The following is a 17,652-nucleotide window of genomic DNA, read 5'->3' as shown; positions in this document are numbered from 1 at the left end:
AAATTTTCTTCTCTAAAATTTATTTGTTAATTTATATTTATTCTTATAGTGCAATTTTCATATCATCAATTATTTCTTCTTCTACTAAAAAATTATATATTATTTTTACTATTTCCTTACCTATTCTCTCTTGTGCTTCTACTGTTGAAGCCCCAAGGTGTGGCGTTGGAGAAACCATTGGATGATTAACTAGTTCTAAGTTAACCTTTGGTTCTTCTTCATAAACATCCAAAGCAGTAGCTTCAACTTTTCCATTGTCTAATGCTTCTATTAAAGCTTTTTCACAAACTAGTCCACCTCTAGCATGATTTATAAAGTAAACTCTATCTTTCATCATATTGAACTCTTTTCTGCCTATTAAATATCCTTGATTTCTTTCTAAAGGAATATGAATAGTTAAAAAATCTGCATTTTTTAATACTTCTTCAAAATTGCAGAAAGTATAATCTTCACAAGAGTTCATCTCCCCAAGTATATCGTAATAAATTATATTCATTCCTAAATCATGAGCCATTTTGGCAACAGTTTTTCCTATTCTTCCAAGACCTATAATTCCAAGAGTTTTCCCAAATATCTCTGTGCCAACATATTTTGTTTTGTTCCACTGCCCATGTCTCATAGTTATATTTGAAATATTTATAAATCTTGATAAAGTTATTATTTGACCTATTGTAAGTTCTGCAACAGATCTTGTGCTAGCATTAGGCGTATTGAAAACTTTGATTCCCTTTTTATTTGCATATTCAACATCTATATTATCAAGGCCTACACCGCTTCTAATTATTAATTTTAGAGTGTTTCCTTCACATGCTTTATCGATAATTTCTTTTGTTATTACATTTTTTGAACGAATAACTAGTACCTCTTTATCTTTTAATTTTTCCCCAAGTTCCATCCCATCGTAAAATTTATGTTCAACATCTATATTAAACTTTCTCAAGTTATTAACAGCATTTCTGTTCATTCCATCTGTTACTAATATCTTACACATAGTATTTACCTCCAGTTTTTACCCTTATAATTTCTATCTAATATGAATATCAAGAACTTTCTTAATATTCAAACTAAAATTCTTAAATTAAAACTTGGTACAACAAATGACGCAAATTAAATTTTCTAATATTAAAATCCTAAAATTTCATTAATATTAATTAATAATTCATTTACATCTTTTACTGTATAATCGCCCATGTGAGAAATTCTAAATGTTTTCTCCTTAAGGTCTCCATATCCATTGGCTATTAAAAAGCCTCTTTCCTGTAATTTTTTATTGAGATTTGATACACTGATTCCTTGTGTATTCTTGATAACGGTAAGGGTATTAGACAAATAATTTACATCGGTAAAAATTTGGAAGTGTTCCTGTGCCCAGTTTCTAACTAGATTTGCCATTTCTTCATGACGATTAAATCTATTATCTAGGCCTTCATTTAAGATTTTTTTCAGTTGGAAATTTAAAGCGAACATATGCGAAAGGGAAGGTGTTGAAGGGTATTGATAATTTTTATTTTGGATGTACTCATAGATAGCGAGTAAATCAAAATAATAACCCCGATTAGGTACTTTTTCTGCTCTCTTCTTTGCCTTTTCTGATAAAGTACAAAGAGACATTCCTGGTGGCAAGCCCAAAGCTTTTTGAACTGAAGTTAAACAAATATCTATGTTAGAATCATCTACTTCAATTTTCATACCACCTGCTGAACTAACAGCATCTACACAATAAACAACATCATCGTATTTTTTAATTACTTCTCCAATTTCTTTTATTGGATTAGCAATTCCACTTGAGGTCTCATTATGAGTTACCATGACTGTATCATATTTATTCGTAGATAATACCTTATCAACCATTTCTGGTTCAATAGCTTTTCCTAATTCGACTTTAAATAAATCCGCTGGAACACCATTTAATACGCCCATTTTATACCATCTGTCACCAAATGAACCACAGGATAGTACTGCTGCTCTCTTTAAAGTACAGGAGCGAATGGAGCCTTCCATTAGGCCGCTACCGGAGGATGTTGATAACAAGACATTATTTTTTGTATAGAATAAATCTTGAAGTTTTTGTGTTATAGCTTCTTGTAAAACTGATGCTTCACTTCCTCTATGGCTTATAACTTGCTTTGCCATTTGTGCTAAAACATCTTCATTTACATCTATTGGTCCTGGTATGAATAGCTTTTTACTCATAATTTTACCTCCTTTCTTAATTATTAAAATAAATTAATTATTATTATAACCATATTTTTAAAAATAATATTATAAATTATTATATTTCCTTTTTTAATTTTATGATTATATTATTTTGATTAATATTTATACTATGCATTTTGATAATATTTGTCAATAAAAAAATTCATTTTGTATATATATTTATATTTATTCAATCTTATTAAATATAATATTTTTATTCTTGATTCTTTCATTTATCGCTTTTGATGATAACTCATAAACTACGCTAGTAAGAGGCATTCCAAGTATCATACCCATTACACCAAATAAATTTCCTCCTACAACAATAGCTAGCAATATCCATAAAGGAGAAAGCCCTAAAGAATTTCCTACTACAAAAGGATACACAAATTTTCCATCTAATTGTTGAATTGTAAATACTAAAACTAAAAACAATAAAACTGATGTTGGTTTTACCATCAAAATTATAAATGCAGATATAGCAATCCCTACATAAGTACCAAATATAGGAATAAAATTTAAAATAGGTATCATTATGCTTATTAATAGGGCAAAAGGTATTTTAACTAAGTAAAACACTATAAAGAATGCAGTTCCTAGTATTAATCCATCCATTGATTGCCCTAATATAAATTTAGAAAATTTATTATTTGTTAAATTTAAAATATACATTATTCTTTTACATTTTTTTTCATTTAAAAAAGCATATATAAGCTTTTTAAATTGTAAAATTAGCTTTTCTTTACTAAGTAAAATATATATGGATATTATTATTCCCAAGAATAAATTCATAAAGAAGTTTGTTATTCCTATAGTGAAATTGAATATATTAGAAATAAACATATTAATAAAATTCTGAACAAAAGTTAAGAATTTTTGTATCATAGACTGTATGTCAAAAGATGTATTTTTTAACATTTCTAAGTCATTTATTTTACTCATTATTTCATTTTGCAAACTACTTATATAGCTAGGTATACCATTAGTTAAAGTGCTTAAACTATCCGCTAAATGAGGTACTATGTAACTAATAAATACCCACATTAAAACTATCACTATTACAAGTGTAGATACTAAAGATATAGCTCTTGAAAACTTTGATAACTTTCTATTATTTTTACATAAAGGTTTAACAATTTTTTCTTCTATAAGTTTCATTGGCAAATTTATCAAAAAAGCAATTACGCCACCTATTATAAAGGGTTTAAATGCTATTGTAAGCTTACTAAATAAATTTGGTATTAATGCTGGTTTTAGTATAAATAAAAGAAAAATCATTATATATGTAGATATTATAAGTTGATTTTTTAATTTTAAATCTTTTAATTTATTCATTATGACGTCCTCCATAAAAATATATATTATATTTTTTTCAAATTTTAATTATCTATTATTTCCTATAAATAGATTGTACCTCTATTGAAGAAAAATAACCATATTTTGTATGATTTTATCTATTTTTATATAAATAATGCTAATATTCCAAATATATCCTATGAATATTTAAATCACATTCATTGAATATATTTGGACATAAAAAAGCACCAACTTTTACATTGGTGCTAAAAATTTTACTAGTATTTAAATCTACTTCTCTTCATCCTGGGTAGTCTTAGCATTATCTACTTCAGTAGTTTTGTCTACTCTTTCAAGCTCTTCTTCTATACGTTTTTGTTGTTCTTGTACTCTTTTTTCTTTCTCTTTTATTGCTTCAAGTTCAACTCTTTCTGCTTCTTTTTTAGCTGCTTCTTTAGCATCATGCTCTTCTTTAACCTCTGCCACAGATTTTCCATTTAGGATTTCCATAAACTCTTCACCTGTGATAGTTTCTTTTTCTAATAAGAAGTCTGAAAGTTCGTGTAGTTTATCAATATTTTCTTCAAGTATTTTTTTAGCTTTATCATGAGCAGATTTTATTATACTTAATACTTCTTTATCAATCTTAGCAGATGCTTCTGGTGAACACATAAGTGATGCATCTCCACCTAAATATTGATTGTTTATTGTTTCAAGAGCCATCATATCGAACTCCTCACTCATACCGTAACGAGTAACCATAGCTCTTGCTATTCTTGTTGCTTGTTCTATATCATTAGACGCACCTGTTGTGAAAGAATTGAATATTATTTCTTCTGCAGCACGACCGCCTGTAAATGTTGCTATTTTGTTGAAGGCTTCTTCCTTAGACATAAGTACTCTTTCGCCTTCTTCAACCTGCATAGTGTATCCTAATGCCCCAGATGTACGAGGGATAATCGTAATCTTATGCACTGGTGCAGATTCTGTTTGCTTAGCTGCAACTAATGCGTGGCCTATTTCGTGATAAGCTACTATTTTCTTTTCTCTTGGAGAAATTACAGCTGCTTTTCTTTGGTACCCTGCTATTATTACTTCTACTGATTCTTCTAAGTCTGCTTGAGTGGCTTTGTGTCTTCCAAGTCTAACAGCCCTAAGTGCTGCTTCGTTTACTATATTTGCAAGTTCTGCGCCACTAGCTCCAGCAGTTGCTCTTGCTATTCCATTAAAATCAACATCTTCGTCCATTTTAACGCTCTTAGCATGAACTTTTAGTATATCTTCACGACCTTTTAAGTCTGGAAGTTCTACTGGTACTCTTCTGTCAAAACGACCTGGTCTAAGTAAAGCTTTGTCTAGGGATTCTGGTCTATTAGTCGCTGCAAGTATTACAACACCTTTCTTACCATCAAATCCATCCATTTCAGTTAATAGTTGGTTAAGAGTTTGTTCTCTCTCATCATTACCACCCATTCCGCCACCATCACGCTTTTTACCTATAGTGTCTATTTCATCTATAAATACTATACATGGAGCTTTTTCTTGAGCTTGTTTAAATAAATCTCTTACTTTTGCAGCACCCATACCAACAAACATTTCCACAAACTCTGATCCTGAGATTGAGAAGAATGGTACTTTTGCTTCTCCTGCAACTGCTTTTGCAAGTAATGTTTTACCTGTACCTGGAGGTCCTACAAGTAGTGCACCTTTTGGCATTGAGGCACCTATTTCTTCGTACTTTTTAGGATTGTGTAGGAAGTCAACTATTTCAGTTAATGATTCTTTTGCTTCGTCTTGTCCTGCCACATCTTCAAAAGTCTTTCCTGTTTGCGCTTCTACATATATTTTGGCATTACTTTTGCCAAACTGCATAGGGCCGCCTCTTCCACCAATTCTACCTGTCATTTTTTTCATCATGAAGTTTAATAAGGCAATCATTAAGATTGTTGGTAACACCCAGTAAAGAATAAACTCTACAATTGGTGAGTCTTCTTTTGGTATGCTTTTACCAAATTTAACTTTTGCTTTATATAAACGTTCAACTAAGTCAGAGTCATTTACTTGCCCAGTTATATAAACTTTATCTTTATCTGCTTTTGTTTTGAAAGTTATTTGTTTTGAACCTTCAATATCTACTTGGTTTACTTTTCCTTCATCCACCATTGTAAGGAATTTTCCGTAGTCCACTTCTTCCACTTGCCCGCTCATATTATATAGCGATGGAAATATAAAAGAATTAAGCACTACTAGTAAAAGAAGTATTATCCCATAATAATATAACCATGATTTTTTTTGAGGTTTTTTCTCTTTCATAAGATATCTCCTAAATAATTATTCTGTATTTATTACTATATATACCCATCATATATGTCTTAAACATTAAATATAATGTTATAAAGCTATAAAATGACTTATATAAGATAGTAAAATTAATAAGGTATTTTGTCAATGTTTCTGATACTATATTTTTATGTTTATATTGATTTTGTGTATTTTTCACATTTTTTATAATAAATAATTATATAGTGTTAGTATGAATTTATTATGAATTATTATTATATAAATATTAGGAGGAACAATATGTTAGATTTTACAAAAGAATTTAACGAAGTTAAGATTATACCAGCCGTATTTTGGTATATTTTCACTATGATCATTGTAATTTTAGGAGCTTTTATTATTTACTTTACTAATGATATTAATTTAATAGATAATGATAATTTATTATCTTTAATATCTACAAGTTTATTTATACTTGTACTTTTATACAAATTTAGAGTTAATAAAAATAAATTGCTATTAATGGTTAAAGATTATTTTAAAAAAATAAGTGTAAAAGAACTTGGTAGCGTTGTAGCTACTCAACTCTGCCTTTCCATGGGGATTAGTTTATTATCAATTGGCATTGTTTATTTTGCTTTTCCAAATATGTTAAATAAACTTCTATCTGAGTCTTCTGTATCAACAGTTTCTACTTATAGTGGTTTATTTATATCCATGATAATCACTGTTATTGGTGCTCCTATTATGGAAGAATTATTTTTTAGGGCCATTATATTCAAAAGAATTAGCAGAAAGTTTAATATCTGCATAGGAATGGCCATTTCATCTTTGGTATTTGGACTTTTACATATTGAATTAGCTGTCATTGGTGCTTTTATTTTTGGTATTGCTTGCTGTATTTTATACATAAAATACAAAAATATACTAATTCCAATGACTGTTCATTTTTTTAACAATTTAATTGCATTTTTACCGCAGCTAAATATTCATTCAACCACTAATACTGCTCCATTAAACAATACAGATGCTATGGTTTCTTTATCCTTTGGCTCAGTATTATTTATAGTAGGTATGTTCTTTTTTATTAAGTTTATACTTAAAAATAAAAAGCATCTACATGGAGGATTTGCTCCTAGGACAAGTACAGGATTTATAGTAGAAAGTAAAAATTAAAATTTAATTTAAATTAAAAAGCATCTTTTTATTTAGATGCTTTTTAATTAGATGTTTAAAATTATTTATACAAATCTTCAAGTATTAAATCATTATCATAAATATATTTTGCTATATCATTTCCTACATATCTAAAATGCCATGGTTCAAAACCGTAACCTGTATTTTCTTCTCTATCCTTTTTATACCTTAATATAAACCCATAGTTATGTGCATTTTTTTCTAACCATTTACCTTCTTTTGTTGTTTCAAATTCTGGTATTAGTTGATATGCTATTGATTTTGAAGAAACATCTACTGCTAAACCCGTTTGATGCTCACTATAATTAGCTTTTGATAAATACTGTTCTGTATACTCTTTTCCATTATGTATTAAAGAATCTGAATATATCTTTTTTTGGTAACTACTAGATCTATAGCCACTTATTAAATAAAGATATACTCCTTTTTCTTTTGCAGCTTTAAACATTTTTTCCAAACTATTGGAAGCAGTTTTACTTATATAAATATCAAACTTTGTAGTCTTAACATCAGGAATAACCAAGTCATTAGGTTCATAGCTTGATTTTAATCTATTTTCTTTATTTACTAATTTTGCTATTCCATTTTTATTCTTATATACTAAGTCTTGTATATTTTTAAACTCCTTGTTAGTATCCTTTTCACCACTATAATCAAGTGCATTACTTTTTGATACTTGTTTTTTGGCAGATAACTCTTTAGCTTGTGTAAAATTTTTTACCCCACAAAATAATAAAAAACCACCAAATAAAAGTATAACTCCAATCGTACTATATACTTTCTTTTGATTCATTCCATAACTCCCTCATAATATTAATTATCAAAATCACTTTATATTATAACATTTTTTCGACTATTTTTTGTATTGTTTTGTATTTTTTTACTTTTATTTACATATTAAATTTGCAAAATAAAAGCCATACTAATTTATAGTATGGCTTTAGTTAAAATTCAAATTTAAATTTTATAATTGAAAAAATTCTAATATCTCATCTTCATGATAATTGATAACTAATTCTTTTGGAAAATCAACCTCTTCAAGTAGCTTTTCTGCATTATCAAAAATACCAACTTGATAACAAATATGCGCATCGCTTCCTAAAATAATTCTTACCTTATGTTCTTTGCACAAATTAAGTAACTCTATATAATTTTCACGGGCATTTGGTCTAAATGAACCTTGGTTTAATGATGAATTATTAACCTCTAATAATATATTCTTTTCCTTTGCCTTTTTAACAATGACTTCATAGTCCAATAAATATCTTCCATCATCTGGATGACCTATAACTTTTACTAATTCATGATCCATCGCATTTAATGTTGCTCTAGTATTTTCTTCTTTTGTTCCAGGCTCCAAACATACTGTGTGAAGACTTGCTATTATATAATCTAATCCTTTTATATATTTATCAATTTCCACATCAATATTTCCATCATAATCTATAACATTAGCTTCCATTCCTTTAAGAATTCTAACGCCATCTACTTCCTTAGGTAATACCTTTAAATTTTGAAAATAAAATAGATGCGGTCCTCCTGGCATATTTATACCATGGTCAGATAAGCCATAGTATTTTAATCCATTAATTTTAGCATATTCTATGTTTTCTTTTACTGTACTGTATGCATGCCCACTAGATAGAGCATGAGTGTGTAAATCAATTATACCCTTCATTTACGTCTTCTCCTTTATTGCAGAATTTATCATATGTTAAAAGCCATATAGCTTTTGCAATATGGCTTAAGTGTATTTATTATTATTTATTATCTAACTTTCCTTTTAATAAATCACCTATAGTTGACCCTAAATCTTCTTCTTTATTTAGGAATTCACTGTAATCTTCTTCTGGCTCTTTATTAACATCTTTTATAGATACAGACATTCTCTTATGAGATGGATCGAAAGTTAATACTCTAACTGTTATTTCATCTCCAGGATTTACAACACTACTTACGTTAGCAACTCTTTCTTCTTTTAAGTGAGATATTGGTAAGTATGCTTCTACACCTTCTTTTATTTCAACAAAAGCACCTTTGTCTATTATTCTAACAACTTTACCAGTTATTATATCATCAACATTTACTTCCTTAGATATTAAATCCCATGGATCGTTATTTATGTCTTTTAATGCTAATCCTATTCTAGCTGTTTCTTTGTTTACATCTAATACATAAACATCAACTTCTTGTCCTACTTGTAGCATATCTTCTACAGATTCTACTCTTTTCCAAGATAAATTATTTATGTGAGCTAAACCTTCAACCCCACCTAAATCGATGAAAGCTCCGTAACTTACTATGTTAGTTACTTTTCCGTGTCTTTTTTGTCCAACTTCTAAAGAATCTACTAAAGCTTCTTTCTCTGCTTTAACTCTAGCTTTTTCAGCTTCTCTTTCTTCTCTTGCTTTTTGTCTTTGTTCTTCTCTTTCAGCTTGAATTCTTTCTTTTCTAGCTTTTCTTTCTTGGTCTAAACGCTCTTGTAATACTTCTCTATGTGAACCTACTATCTTATTGGCTTTTTCATTGAATTCTATTATATAAACTTCTAAATTAGCATCTTGATATTCTTTTGTATCACTTACAAACTTAGTATTTAATTGAGATATTGGTATGAATAATTCAACTGATTTGTAGGTAGCAAATACCCCTCTTTGTATAGTTTTTACTACATTTACAGTTAATATTTTGTGTTCAGCATGTGCATTTTCTAATTCTTTTTTATCAGCTACCATATCTAATCTTAATTTAGATAGTTTTAATGTGCAGTCTTTTTCTGATACTTTAGTTATAACAGCAGATATTTCATCTCCAACTTTATATACATCAGATACCTCTTGATTTTTTTGTAAGTTTAATTCACTTACTGGGATTACTCCGTCAAAACCTATATTAAGTCCTACAGTTACTTCATCATTATTTATTTTAGTTATAGTTCCCGCTATAGTCTCTCCAACTTTTATTGAACTAAGTAGCTGTTCTTGTTGGTCTAGCAGCTCTTGCATAGATAATTCTTTAGTCATTGTTCTACATCCTTTCACCTAATAATCTTACTTTTTTATATTATACCATTAAAATTTCAAATACTTACAGATTTATACAATATTTTATCAGTATTTTTCAATTATTTTCAAAATATTTTGCTTTACAATAGTATCTTAACTTTATTTAGTAAATTTATCAATTATATTGTTGTAATTTCCATTTATTTTAGTAGAATTAACTTCTTTTTTATAATATTACTTTTACAGGGTTATTAAGTGTTATATTGTCAATTTCTACTTTTGAATCGTAAGCTAGAACTTTGACTCCTTTTTCATTTGCCTCCTTAAGTGCATCCCCAAATTCTTTGTGCATATCTACATTAGGAGTAAAATAAAGTACATCTTCCATTTGAATAATAAGAATTATGTACGCTAAATAGCCTTCTTCTTTAGCTTTTATTAGCTCTTTCACATGCTTTACTCCTCTTTCTGTTTTTGCATCTGGAAATTTTACTACCCCATCTATTTCTAGGGTGCATCCCTTAACTTCTATAAATGCTTTTTTAGATTTACCTTCTACATAAACATCAAATCTAGAATTACCGTATGTTTTTTCTGGTTTTATTAAAGTGATTTCTTCATTAAATCCTGGTAATATTAATGACTTATCTTCTAATGCTTCATAAACCATTTTATTTGTAACTTGAGAGTCCATATTTATTAGTCTATCACCTTTTTTAACTGCTATTAAGGAATATTTTGTTGTTCTAGCAGGATTATTACTTTCTTCTAAATATACTTCGTACCCAGGTACTAATAGCTCTTTACATTTGCCTGTATTTTTCACATGAGTTTTTTCAACTTCCCCATTTACATCACAATAAGCTACAAATCTATTAGGTCTTTCTATAAATTTAGCTTTTATCATATTATTATATTTCATTTTATTCTCCTATTTACTCATTCTCTTATGCTTAAAAATATTATACCCATTCTTTAAAAATTAAAATTATTTTTAAAGATTTAAGGTATTATTAAAGGAGCAATAATTTTTATTGCTCCTTGTACTTCTTTTATACACCTGCAAACCCAAATATTATTCCTACTATAGCCGATCCTACTATAAAGAATACTGGGTGAAGTTTTTTAGTTTGCTTTACATTATTTGATAGAACATAAATTATTATTGCTAAGATCAAAGATTTCCAGTTAAGTAAGTCTAGTATTTCCCCACTACTTTTAAATAAATCCATTTGAAGTAATGTTATTGTAACCACAGTCATACCCGCCGCTGCAATAAGTCCTGTAGAAGCTGGGCGAAGACCATAAAATGCTGCATCTACATATTTATTTTCTCTAAAGGATTTTAAGAAATAAGATATTATTATAATAATTATAATAGATGGTGTTACAAGTCCTAAAGTTGCTATTATAGCTCCTCCTATTCCTGCTGTTGTAAATCCTACATATGTAGCCATATTTACACCTATTGGTCCTGGCGTTGATTCTGAAACTGCTATCATATCTGCAAGTTGACCTGATGTAAACCATCCTGTTTTGTCTGCCATATCATAAAGAAAAGGAAGTGTTGCCATTCCTCCTCCTACTGCAAATAATCCAGTCTTAAAAAATTCGAAAAATAACTGAAGATAAATCATTAATGCTTCACCTCCATATTTTTCACTATTATACCTGCTACAGCAGTAATAACCACAAATAATATTGGTGATAAGTCTGTAAATACAGAACCTAAAAATACACCAGTAAAAATAATAAGAGTTGCCTTATCAACTACAGAACTTTTCCATAGCTTAACTACAGCATTAAATATAAGTACACAAACGCATACTCTAACTCCAGCAAATGCATTTTTTACTATTGCTAAGTCAGAAAAATTACTTATAAAAGCTGCGATTGCTGTTATTATGATAAGAGAGGGCATTACAACACCTAACGTTGCCATGATACCTCCTACTATACCTTTTTTCTTCTGTCCTATAAATGTTGCTGTATTTACAGCTATTACGCCTGGAGTACACTGTCCTATGGCATAGTAATCCATAAGTTCTTTGTCAGTCGCCCAGTCATTTTTTTCAACAATTTCTCTTTGTAAAATTGGAAGCATGGCATATCCACCTCCAAATGTTAGTACCCCCACTCTTGCAAATGCAATAAATAAGTCCATTAATTCCTTCATATATTGCCTCCTATTTGTCTATTTAACAAATTGCTTTCTTTTAGAAGAAGATAGTATATTCATTTCTTCTCTATATTTTGCCACTGTTCTCCTAGCTACTGTTATTCCTTCAGTTTTCAATAATTTACATATTTTATCATCACTTAAAGGCTTTAATTTGTTTTCTTTATTTATAAATTCTTTTATCATATTTTTAATTTTAGTACTTGATGTACCTTCTTCTTCTTCACTTTGAATTGCAGTGCTGAAAAAGTATTTAAACTCAAATAAGCCAAAAGGAGTTAACATATATTTACTATTAATCCCTCTACTAATAGTTGACTCATGATATCCAAGATCTAGGGCTATATCTTTTAATCTCATTGGCTTAATATGCTTAATTCCATCAATAAAGAACTCTTTTTGCTCTCTTACTATTACTTCTGCTATTTTTAAAATAGTGCTTTTTCTTGTTTCTATGTTTTTCAAAAGATTAAGAGCATGGTTAAGTTTATTTTTTATAAACTCTTTAGCATTTTCATCTGATGCAGGGTTACTTAGCACACTTTTATAATAATTATTTATACATAAATGAAAATTAGTATTATCATTCATATAAACAATAAATTCTCCATCAATTTTTCTTACAGTAACATCAGGTTGAATATAAACTGTTTTTTCATTGCTACATAATCTTCCTGGCTTAGGATCAAATTCTTTAATCTTTTCAATATATTCTACACACTCTTCAATGCTTATATCATATTTTTTGCTAATAAATTTTATTTTATTTTGTCCTATTAAATTTAAATCTTCAATTATAATAGATTTTAAAATATCATCGTTTATATTTTTGTTCTTCATTTGAATTAACAAGCACTCACTAAGACTCCTTGACCCTATTCCACTAGGTTCTAGTTGCTGGATATTTTTTAAACACGCCTCAAAATAATTATTATCTATATTTAGTTCATCAAGTATGAATTTTTCATCAGTTCCCAAGTATCCATCCTTATCTAAACAATCAACAATATACTCACAAACTTCTTTTTCTTTATTGCTTAATTTCAAAAATGATAACTGTTCTTTAACATAATCATATAGATTACTTTCATATCTTGCCAAATTTTCTAAAGTAAAATCATTATCTAGGTCATAACTTTTTATATTGTAACTTTTATTATCAATATTTTTAGCAAATTCCTCCCAATCTATATCTCCCTTATTTTCTATTTCTAAGACCGGATTTTCTTCTGACTCTCTTTTTATTTCATCTTCTAACTCTAAATTACTCATATTTAAAATATCTAGGGATTGTTTTAATTGAGTTGTCATAACAAGCTTTTGTGATTGAATTATATCTAATCTATTATTTAAGTTCATACTTTTTATCCCCTTTTCAATATTTACAATAATTCTTACAAATCTATTGTTTGTAAATTTAAATATCTAAATCCATTATAGTTAATATATTTAAACACTTCAATAAATCTTTATCACTTAATTCAACAAAATACATGTATAATAAATCTTGAAGCATTTAAATTTATCATATTAAAATTTTAAGGAGGTAATATGAATACTTTGTGGCAATATACATTAAAGTATAAATATCAATTTTTATGTAGAATAATAACCATCTCTTTAGTTGCTCTAGCAAGTATTTGCTTTGATTTTCTAATGGGATTTATAGTAGATATATTTGCAAGTGGTGACAGTAGTAAGTTTGCAACTATTACTATAACTAGTATATCTTTAATAGTAATTATGTTTGTAACAGAATATATAGATGGTGTTGTTATGTCATCTTATATTAAAAATACTGTAAATTATTTAAGAACAGACATTTTTTCTAAAGTCATAAATAAGGATATAAAAGACTTTTCTTTAGATAACAGTGGGAAATATATTTCAATCTTATATAATGATATAAAAATTATTGAAGATAGCTTCTTTAATAACCTTTTTCAAGTTATATCATGTATCATATCCTTTGCAATTTCATTAGTCGTCTTATTTTCAATTAGTCCAAGTATAGTAATTTTCATTTCTATTTTTGGAGTTTTAGGATTTATTATACCAAATGCTTTATCAAAAAAATTAGTTATTCAAAAAAATAAGTACTCTGAAAATTTAGAGCAGGTGACTTCTGTTACAAAAGATTTGTTTTCTGGCTTTGAAGTAATTAAGGGATTTAATATAAGTAATAAAATAAATGAAATTTTTAATATTGCATCAAATAACGTGGAAACTTCTAAGAAAAATTACTCTGTTTTAGAGGCGATAATAAGAGGATTTTCTTTATCCTTTAGCGTTACAATTTATCTAGGAGTTCTTCTTCTTGGTGGATATCTTATGTACAAAAAAAGTATAACTGTTGGTACTGCTATAATAATTATTCAACTAAGCACTCATATTGTCGGTCCAGTAAAATTAAGTATTTCATTAATAAATCAAATTAGGTCTGTATCACTTATCGCTGATAAAATAGAGAATCTTTTAGAAGATACTAAAGATAGTTTTGAAAATACTAAGTTAAATAATTTTACAAGTTCTATAGAAATTAAAAATCTTAATTTTTCTTATAATGAAGAAAGAAAAGCCTTATATAATATTAATTTAAAAATAAATAAGAATAAAAAGTATGCTATTGTTGGTGAAAGTGGCTCTGGTAAAAGTACTTTGATAAAACTTATTATGAGATATTATAGTGATTATGAAGGTAAAATAATTATTGATGATAATGATTTAAAAAATATTTATAGTTCTGACTTATATAAAAATATATCTATGATTCAGCAAAATGTATTTATGTTTGATGATAGTATAAAAGAAAACATAAGGCTTTATTCTAATCATACTGATGATGAAATTATAAACTCCTGCGAAAGGTCTGGATTAAATAAATTGATTGATAGATTGCCCAAAGGAATTAATTCTTTAGTTGGTGAAAATGGTAATAAATTATCAGGTGGTGAGAAGCAAAGAATTGCTATTGCAAGGGCTTTAATAAATAATACGCAAATACTGATTTTAGATGAATCTACTTCTGCCCTAGATAATGAAACAGCTTATAACTTAGAGAAATCCCTTTTAAACTTAAACGATTTGACTTTAATAACAGTCACTCATAAGTTGATCAAGAGTATTTTAATTAATTATGATGAAATTATTGTTATGAAAAATGGAAAAATTATCGAAATAGGTAACTTCTATAATTTATTAAATCAAAAAGGATACTTCTATAGTTTATATACCATTCAAAATGATAATTTACTTTAAGCACTACTTTTGTCCAGTTAATATATTAGAAGTTAAAATGAGGTTGAATCATTGATTCAACCTCTTAATATATTAAATAACAAATTTACTTATAAATTATTCTGTAACTACTTTAGATTCTTTTTTTAGGTTTTTAATTGCACCAGATATCATACTAGCTCCAGTGTAAACAAGAACTGCCATTACAACCCATTTTAAAGTTTCTATTGGCAATGACTTGACAATAAATGCTGCCACAAATACCCCAACTGCTCCGCATAATCCTAATACTAATGAAGCTTTTCTAGGGTATGCTCCTTCTTTTATAAATTTAACAGAAGATACTGGTTGTAACATTGCACAAGATCCCATCATTATTGGGAATGTAACTTGTGGAGATAGTCCTAAGAAATAAGTTAATGCCATACATGGTGCAAATAGTCCAACACCGGCTGTCATTAATGCTCCAAGGATTGCATTACCAACAACACCTATAACAAGTTTTACTCCAGAAAGCCCTATTGCATCTCCACCTCCTGGCATGTATCCCATTTTACTACAAAACATTAATACTGAAGTAGCTAAAAGAGCTATTCCCATTATTAGTTGTATTTTAGCTTCATCCATCTTAGCTATTACTCCTGCTCCTATGTATGAACCCACAGCTGCAGCTATTAACATAGAGAATAGTGTTAAAGGATCTACCTCAATAACTGTAGTAAATATAAACGCTTCACACATAACTGGTAAACAATTTCCAACATTTAAAAATCCTGGAAGTTCTTTATCTTTTATTCCTACTTTAAAGAATTTATTAGCTGCTACTATAATGGCAAATGATCCGATACCTAATGTATCAAAAAAGTTAGCTACCCATCCTAGGACTCCAACTTTTACTACAGAAGGATTGTCTAATTCTCCTGCTTCCTTTACTTGTCTATAATCTTTAAAAAAAGTGTAATAATAAACGCCCATTAAAGATAATAGAATTCCTCTTAATGCTAATAACATTTGTTAACTCCTCCTAAAATTTATCTTTTTATTATATTATACAGTATAAAGTTCGACAATATTCTTTATTTGACAAACGTTTACCTCTTAATTATAATAATTTGTTAAAAAATATTCAAGCAATTGATTAATATTTACATAAATCTATTTTTGAATATAAAAAATTTTTAATAATCTCATATTTATTGATGTTATCCATTTGAATAATATTAAAATTAGGAAGTTTATTTTTGAAATAAAAAAATATGCCACGATAAATCGTGGCATATTCTTATTAAAATACATTGCAATCACTTAATTTTTATTATGCTTCTATTTTTTTGCTAGCTTTGCTAGCAGCCATTAACATAGATGCAGAAGTATAGAATATAACAGCTATAACTAACCAAGTTAATACATCCATTGGTAAAGATTTAACTAAGTATGCAGCTACAAATACCCCAACTGTCCCAGATAAAGCTATTATTAAAGCTGCTTTTCTTGGATAAGCCCCTTCTTTTATAAATTTAACTGATCCAACTGGCATTAATGTTGCACAAGATCCCATCATTATTGGGAAAGAAACTTGTGGATTCATTCCTAAGAAATAAACTAATGCCATACATGGTGCATATAATCCTATACCAGCAGACATTAAAGCTCCAAGTATAAAGTTACCCACTACACCTATAACTAATTTAACTCCAGAAAGTCCTATTGCATCTCCACCACCTGGCATTAATCCAAGTTGTTTTAATAACATTAGTACAGCAGTTATTAATAAAGCAATACCCATAACTTTTTGGATTTTTACTTCATCCATTTTAGCTATTACACCAGCTCCAAGATATGAACCTAAAGCTGCTGCTGCAAGCATAGATATTAATGTTACTGGATCAACTTCTATAACTGTAGTGAATATTACTGCTTCACACATAACTGGAAGAGTGTCAGCAACATTTAATAATCCTGGAAGTTCTTTATCCCTAACTCCCATTTTCATAAATTTGTTTAATGCAACTGTCGGTGCAAATGATCCTATCCCTAATGTATCAAAGAAGTTTGTAGCAAAACCTACAAAACCTGCTTTTCCTACATTTACATCATCTAATTCACCTGCTGCAGATACTTGTCTGTAGTCTTTTATGAAGAAGTATCCATATACAGACATTATAATGGCCCAAATTATTCTTACAATATTAACCATAATATGATTCCCCCTATTTTCTTTTGTATTATTATATTTATAGTTGAAATCTTAATTAAGTTATT

At 28.3% G+C, this 17,652-nt stretch carries 15 protein-coding genes; 2 read left to right on the top strand and 13 right to left on the bottom strand.

Annotated elements, in window-relative coordinates:
- Nucleotides 1-43: 43 nt before the first annotated feature.
- The 4 genes from TEGL_RS03900 to ftsH all read right to left on the bottom strand — a co-directional run bounded on the left by TEGL_RS03900 (nucleotide 44) and on the right by ftsH (nucleotide 5,805).
- Entirely contained in the window at nucleotides 44-991 is a 948-nt protein-coding gene (locus TEGL_RS03900; protein WP_018592780.1) for a D-2-hydroxyacid dehydrogenase, read from the bottom strand.
- Between the two features lie 131 nt (nucleotides 992-1,122).
- Entirely contained in the window at nucleotides 1,123-2,193 is a 1,071-nt protein-coding gene (locus TEGL_RS03895) for a pyridoxal-phosphate-dependent aminotransferase family protein (RefSeq protein ID WP_018592779.1), read from the bottom strand.
- Between the two features lie 189 nt (nucleotides 2,194-2,382).
- On the bottom strand, nucleotides 2,383-3,531 hold the full coding sequence (locus tag TEGL_RS03890) for an AI-2E family transporter (RefSeq protein ID WP_018592778.1): 1,149 nt from the start codon (nucleotides 3,529-3,531) through the stop codon (nucleotides 2,383-2,385).
- Between the two features lie 252 nt (nucleotides 3,532-3,783).
- Nucleotides 3,784-5,805, bottom strand: a complete 2,022-nt coding sequence (ftsH, locus tag TEGL_RS03885) for an ATP-dependent zinc metalloprotease FtsH (RefSeq protein WP_018592777.1) — start codon at nucleotides 5,803-5,805, stop codon at nucleotides 3,784-3,786.
- 267 nt (nucleotides 5,806-6,072) lie between these two features.
- Here ftsH and TEGL_RS03880 point away from each other — a divergent pair, with 267 nt between their 5' ends.
- A complete protein-coding gene (locus TEGL_RS03880; RefSeq protein WP_018592776.1) occupies nucleotides 6,073-6,948 on the top strand; it encodes a CPBP family intramembrane glutamic endopeptidase in 876 nt (291 codons plus the stop codon).
- Between the two features lie 61 nt (nucleotides 6,949-7,009).
- Here the strand turns inward: TEGL_RS03880 and TEGL_RS03875 are convergent, their stop codons facing one another.
- From TEGL_RS03875 to rpoN, 7 genes are all read right to left on the bottom strand, one after another.
- Entirely contained in the window at nucleotides 7,010-7,762 is a 753-nt protein-coding gene (locus tag TEGL_RS03875) for a M15 family metallopeptidase (RefSeq protein WP_018592775.1), read from the bottom strand.
- 171 nt (nucleotides 7,763-7,933) lie between these two features.
- Nucleotides 7,934-8,647, bottom strand: coding sequence for a phosphatase (locus TEGL_RS03870; protein WP_018592774.1), 714 nt, complete (start codon nucleotides 8,645-8,647; stop codon nucleotides 7,934-7,936).
- Between the two features lie 82 nt (nucleotides 8,648-8,729).
- Nucleotides 8,730-9,992 (bottom strand): 30S ribosomal protein S1, encoded by a 1,263-nt coding sequence (locus tag TEGL_RS03865; protein ID WP_018592773.1) that lies wholly within the window; start codon nucleotides 9,990-9,992, stop codon nucleotides 8,730-8,732.
- Between the two features lie 208 nt (nucleotides 9,993-10,200).
- Nucleotides 10,201-10,896 (bottom strand): DNA/RNA nuclease SfsA, encoded by a 696-nt coding sequence (gene sfsA / locus TEGL_RS03860; RefSeq protein WP_018592772.1) that lies wholly within the window; start codon nucleotides 10,894-10,896, stop codon nucleotides 10,201-10,203.
- A 130-nt stretch (nucleotides 10,897-11,026) separates the two neighbouring features.
- Nucleotides 11,027-11,611, bottom strand: a complete 585-nt coding sequence (locus TEGL_RS03855; protein ID WP_018592771.1) for a chromate transporter — start codon at nucleotides 11,609-11,611, stop codon at nucleotides 11,027-11,029.
- A complete protein-coding gene (locus TEGL_RS03850) occupies nucleotides 11,611-12,150 on the bottom strand; it encodes a chromate transporter (RefSeq protein ID WP_018592770.1) in 540 nt (179 codons plus the stop codon). Before TEGL_RS03850 ends, TEGL_RS03855 begins: the two co-directional genes overlap by 1 nt.
- Nucleotides 12,151-12,168: 18 nt before the next feature.
- Complete coding sequence (gene rpoN, locus TEGL_RS03845) at nucleotides 12,169-13,512, bottom strand: RNA polymerase factor sigma-54 (RefSeq protein WP_018592769.1); 1,344 nt, start codon at nucleotides 13,510-13,512, stop codon at nucleotides 12,169-12,171.
- Between the two features lie 192 nt (nucleotides 13,513-13,704).
- Between rpoN and TEGL_RS03840 the strand changes: the two genes are divergently transcribed.
- The gene (locus TEGL_RS03840; RefSeq protein ID WP_018592768.1) at nucleotides 13,705-15,411 is read left to right on the top strand and encodes an ABC transporter ATP-binding protein; all 1,707 of its coding nucleotides are present in this window, start codon (nucleotides 13,705-13,707) and stop codon (nucleotides 15,409-15,411) included.
- A gap of 96 nt (nucleotides 15,412-15,507) precedes the next feature.
- On the opposite strand, the gene TEGL_RS03835 is transcribed toward TEGL_RS03840, so the two are convergent.
- Together TEGL_RS03835 and TEGL_RS03830 are read right to left on the bottom strand one after the other, a co-directional pair.
- Nucleotides 15,508-16,401 (bottom strand): sulfite exporter TauE/SafE family protein, encoded by an 894-nt coding sequence (locus TEGL_RS03835; RefSeq protein WP_018592767.1) that lies wholly within the window; start codon nucleotides 16,399-16,401, stop codon nucleotides 15,508-15,510.
- A gap of 304 nt (nucleotides 16,402-16,705) precedes the next feature.
- Complete coding sequence (locus TEGL_RS03830) at nucleotides 16,706-17,587, bottom strand: sulfite exporter TauE/SafE family protein (RefSeq protein ID WP_018592766.1); 882 nt, start codon at nucleotides 17,585-17,587, stop codon at nucleotides 16,706-16,708.
- Nucleotides 17,588-17,652: the final 65 nt, after the last annotated feature.

The organism is Terrisporobacter glycolicus ATCC 14880 = DSM 1288 (assembly GCF_036812735.1).
GTDB lineage: Bacteria > Bacillota > Clostridia > Peptostreptococcales > Peptostreptococcaceae > Terrisporobacter > Terrisporobacter glycolicus.
The sequence above is the reverse complement of the archived record's forward strand: the minus strand, read 5'-3'. Positions and strand labels throughout refer to the sequence as shown.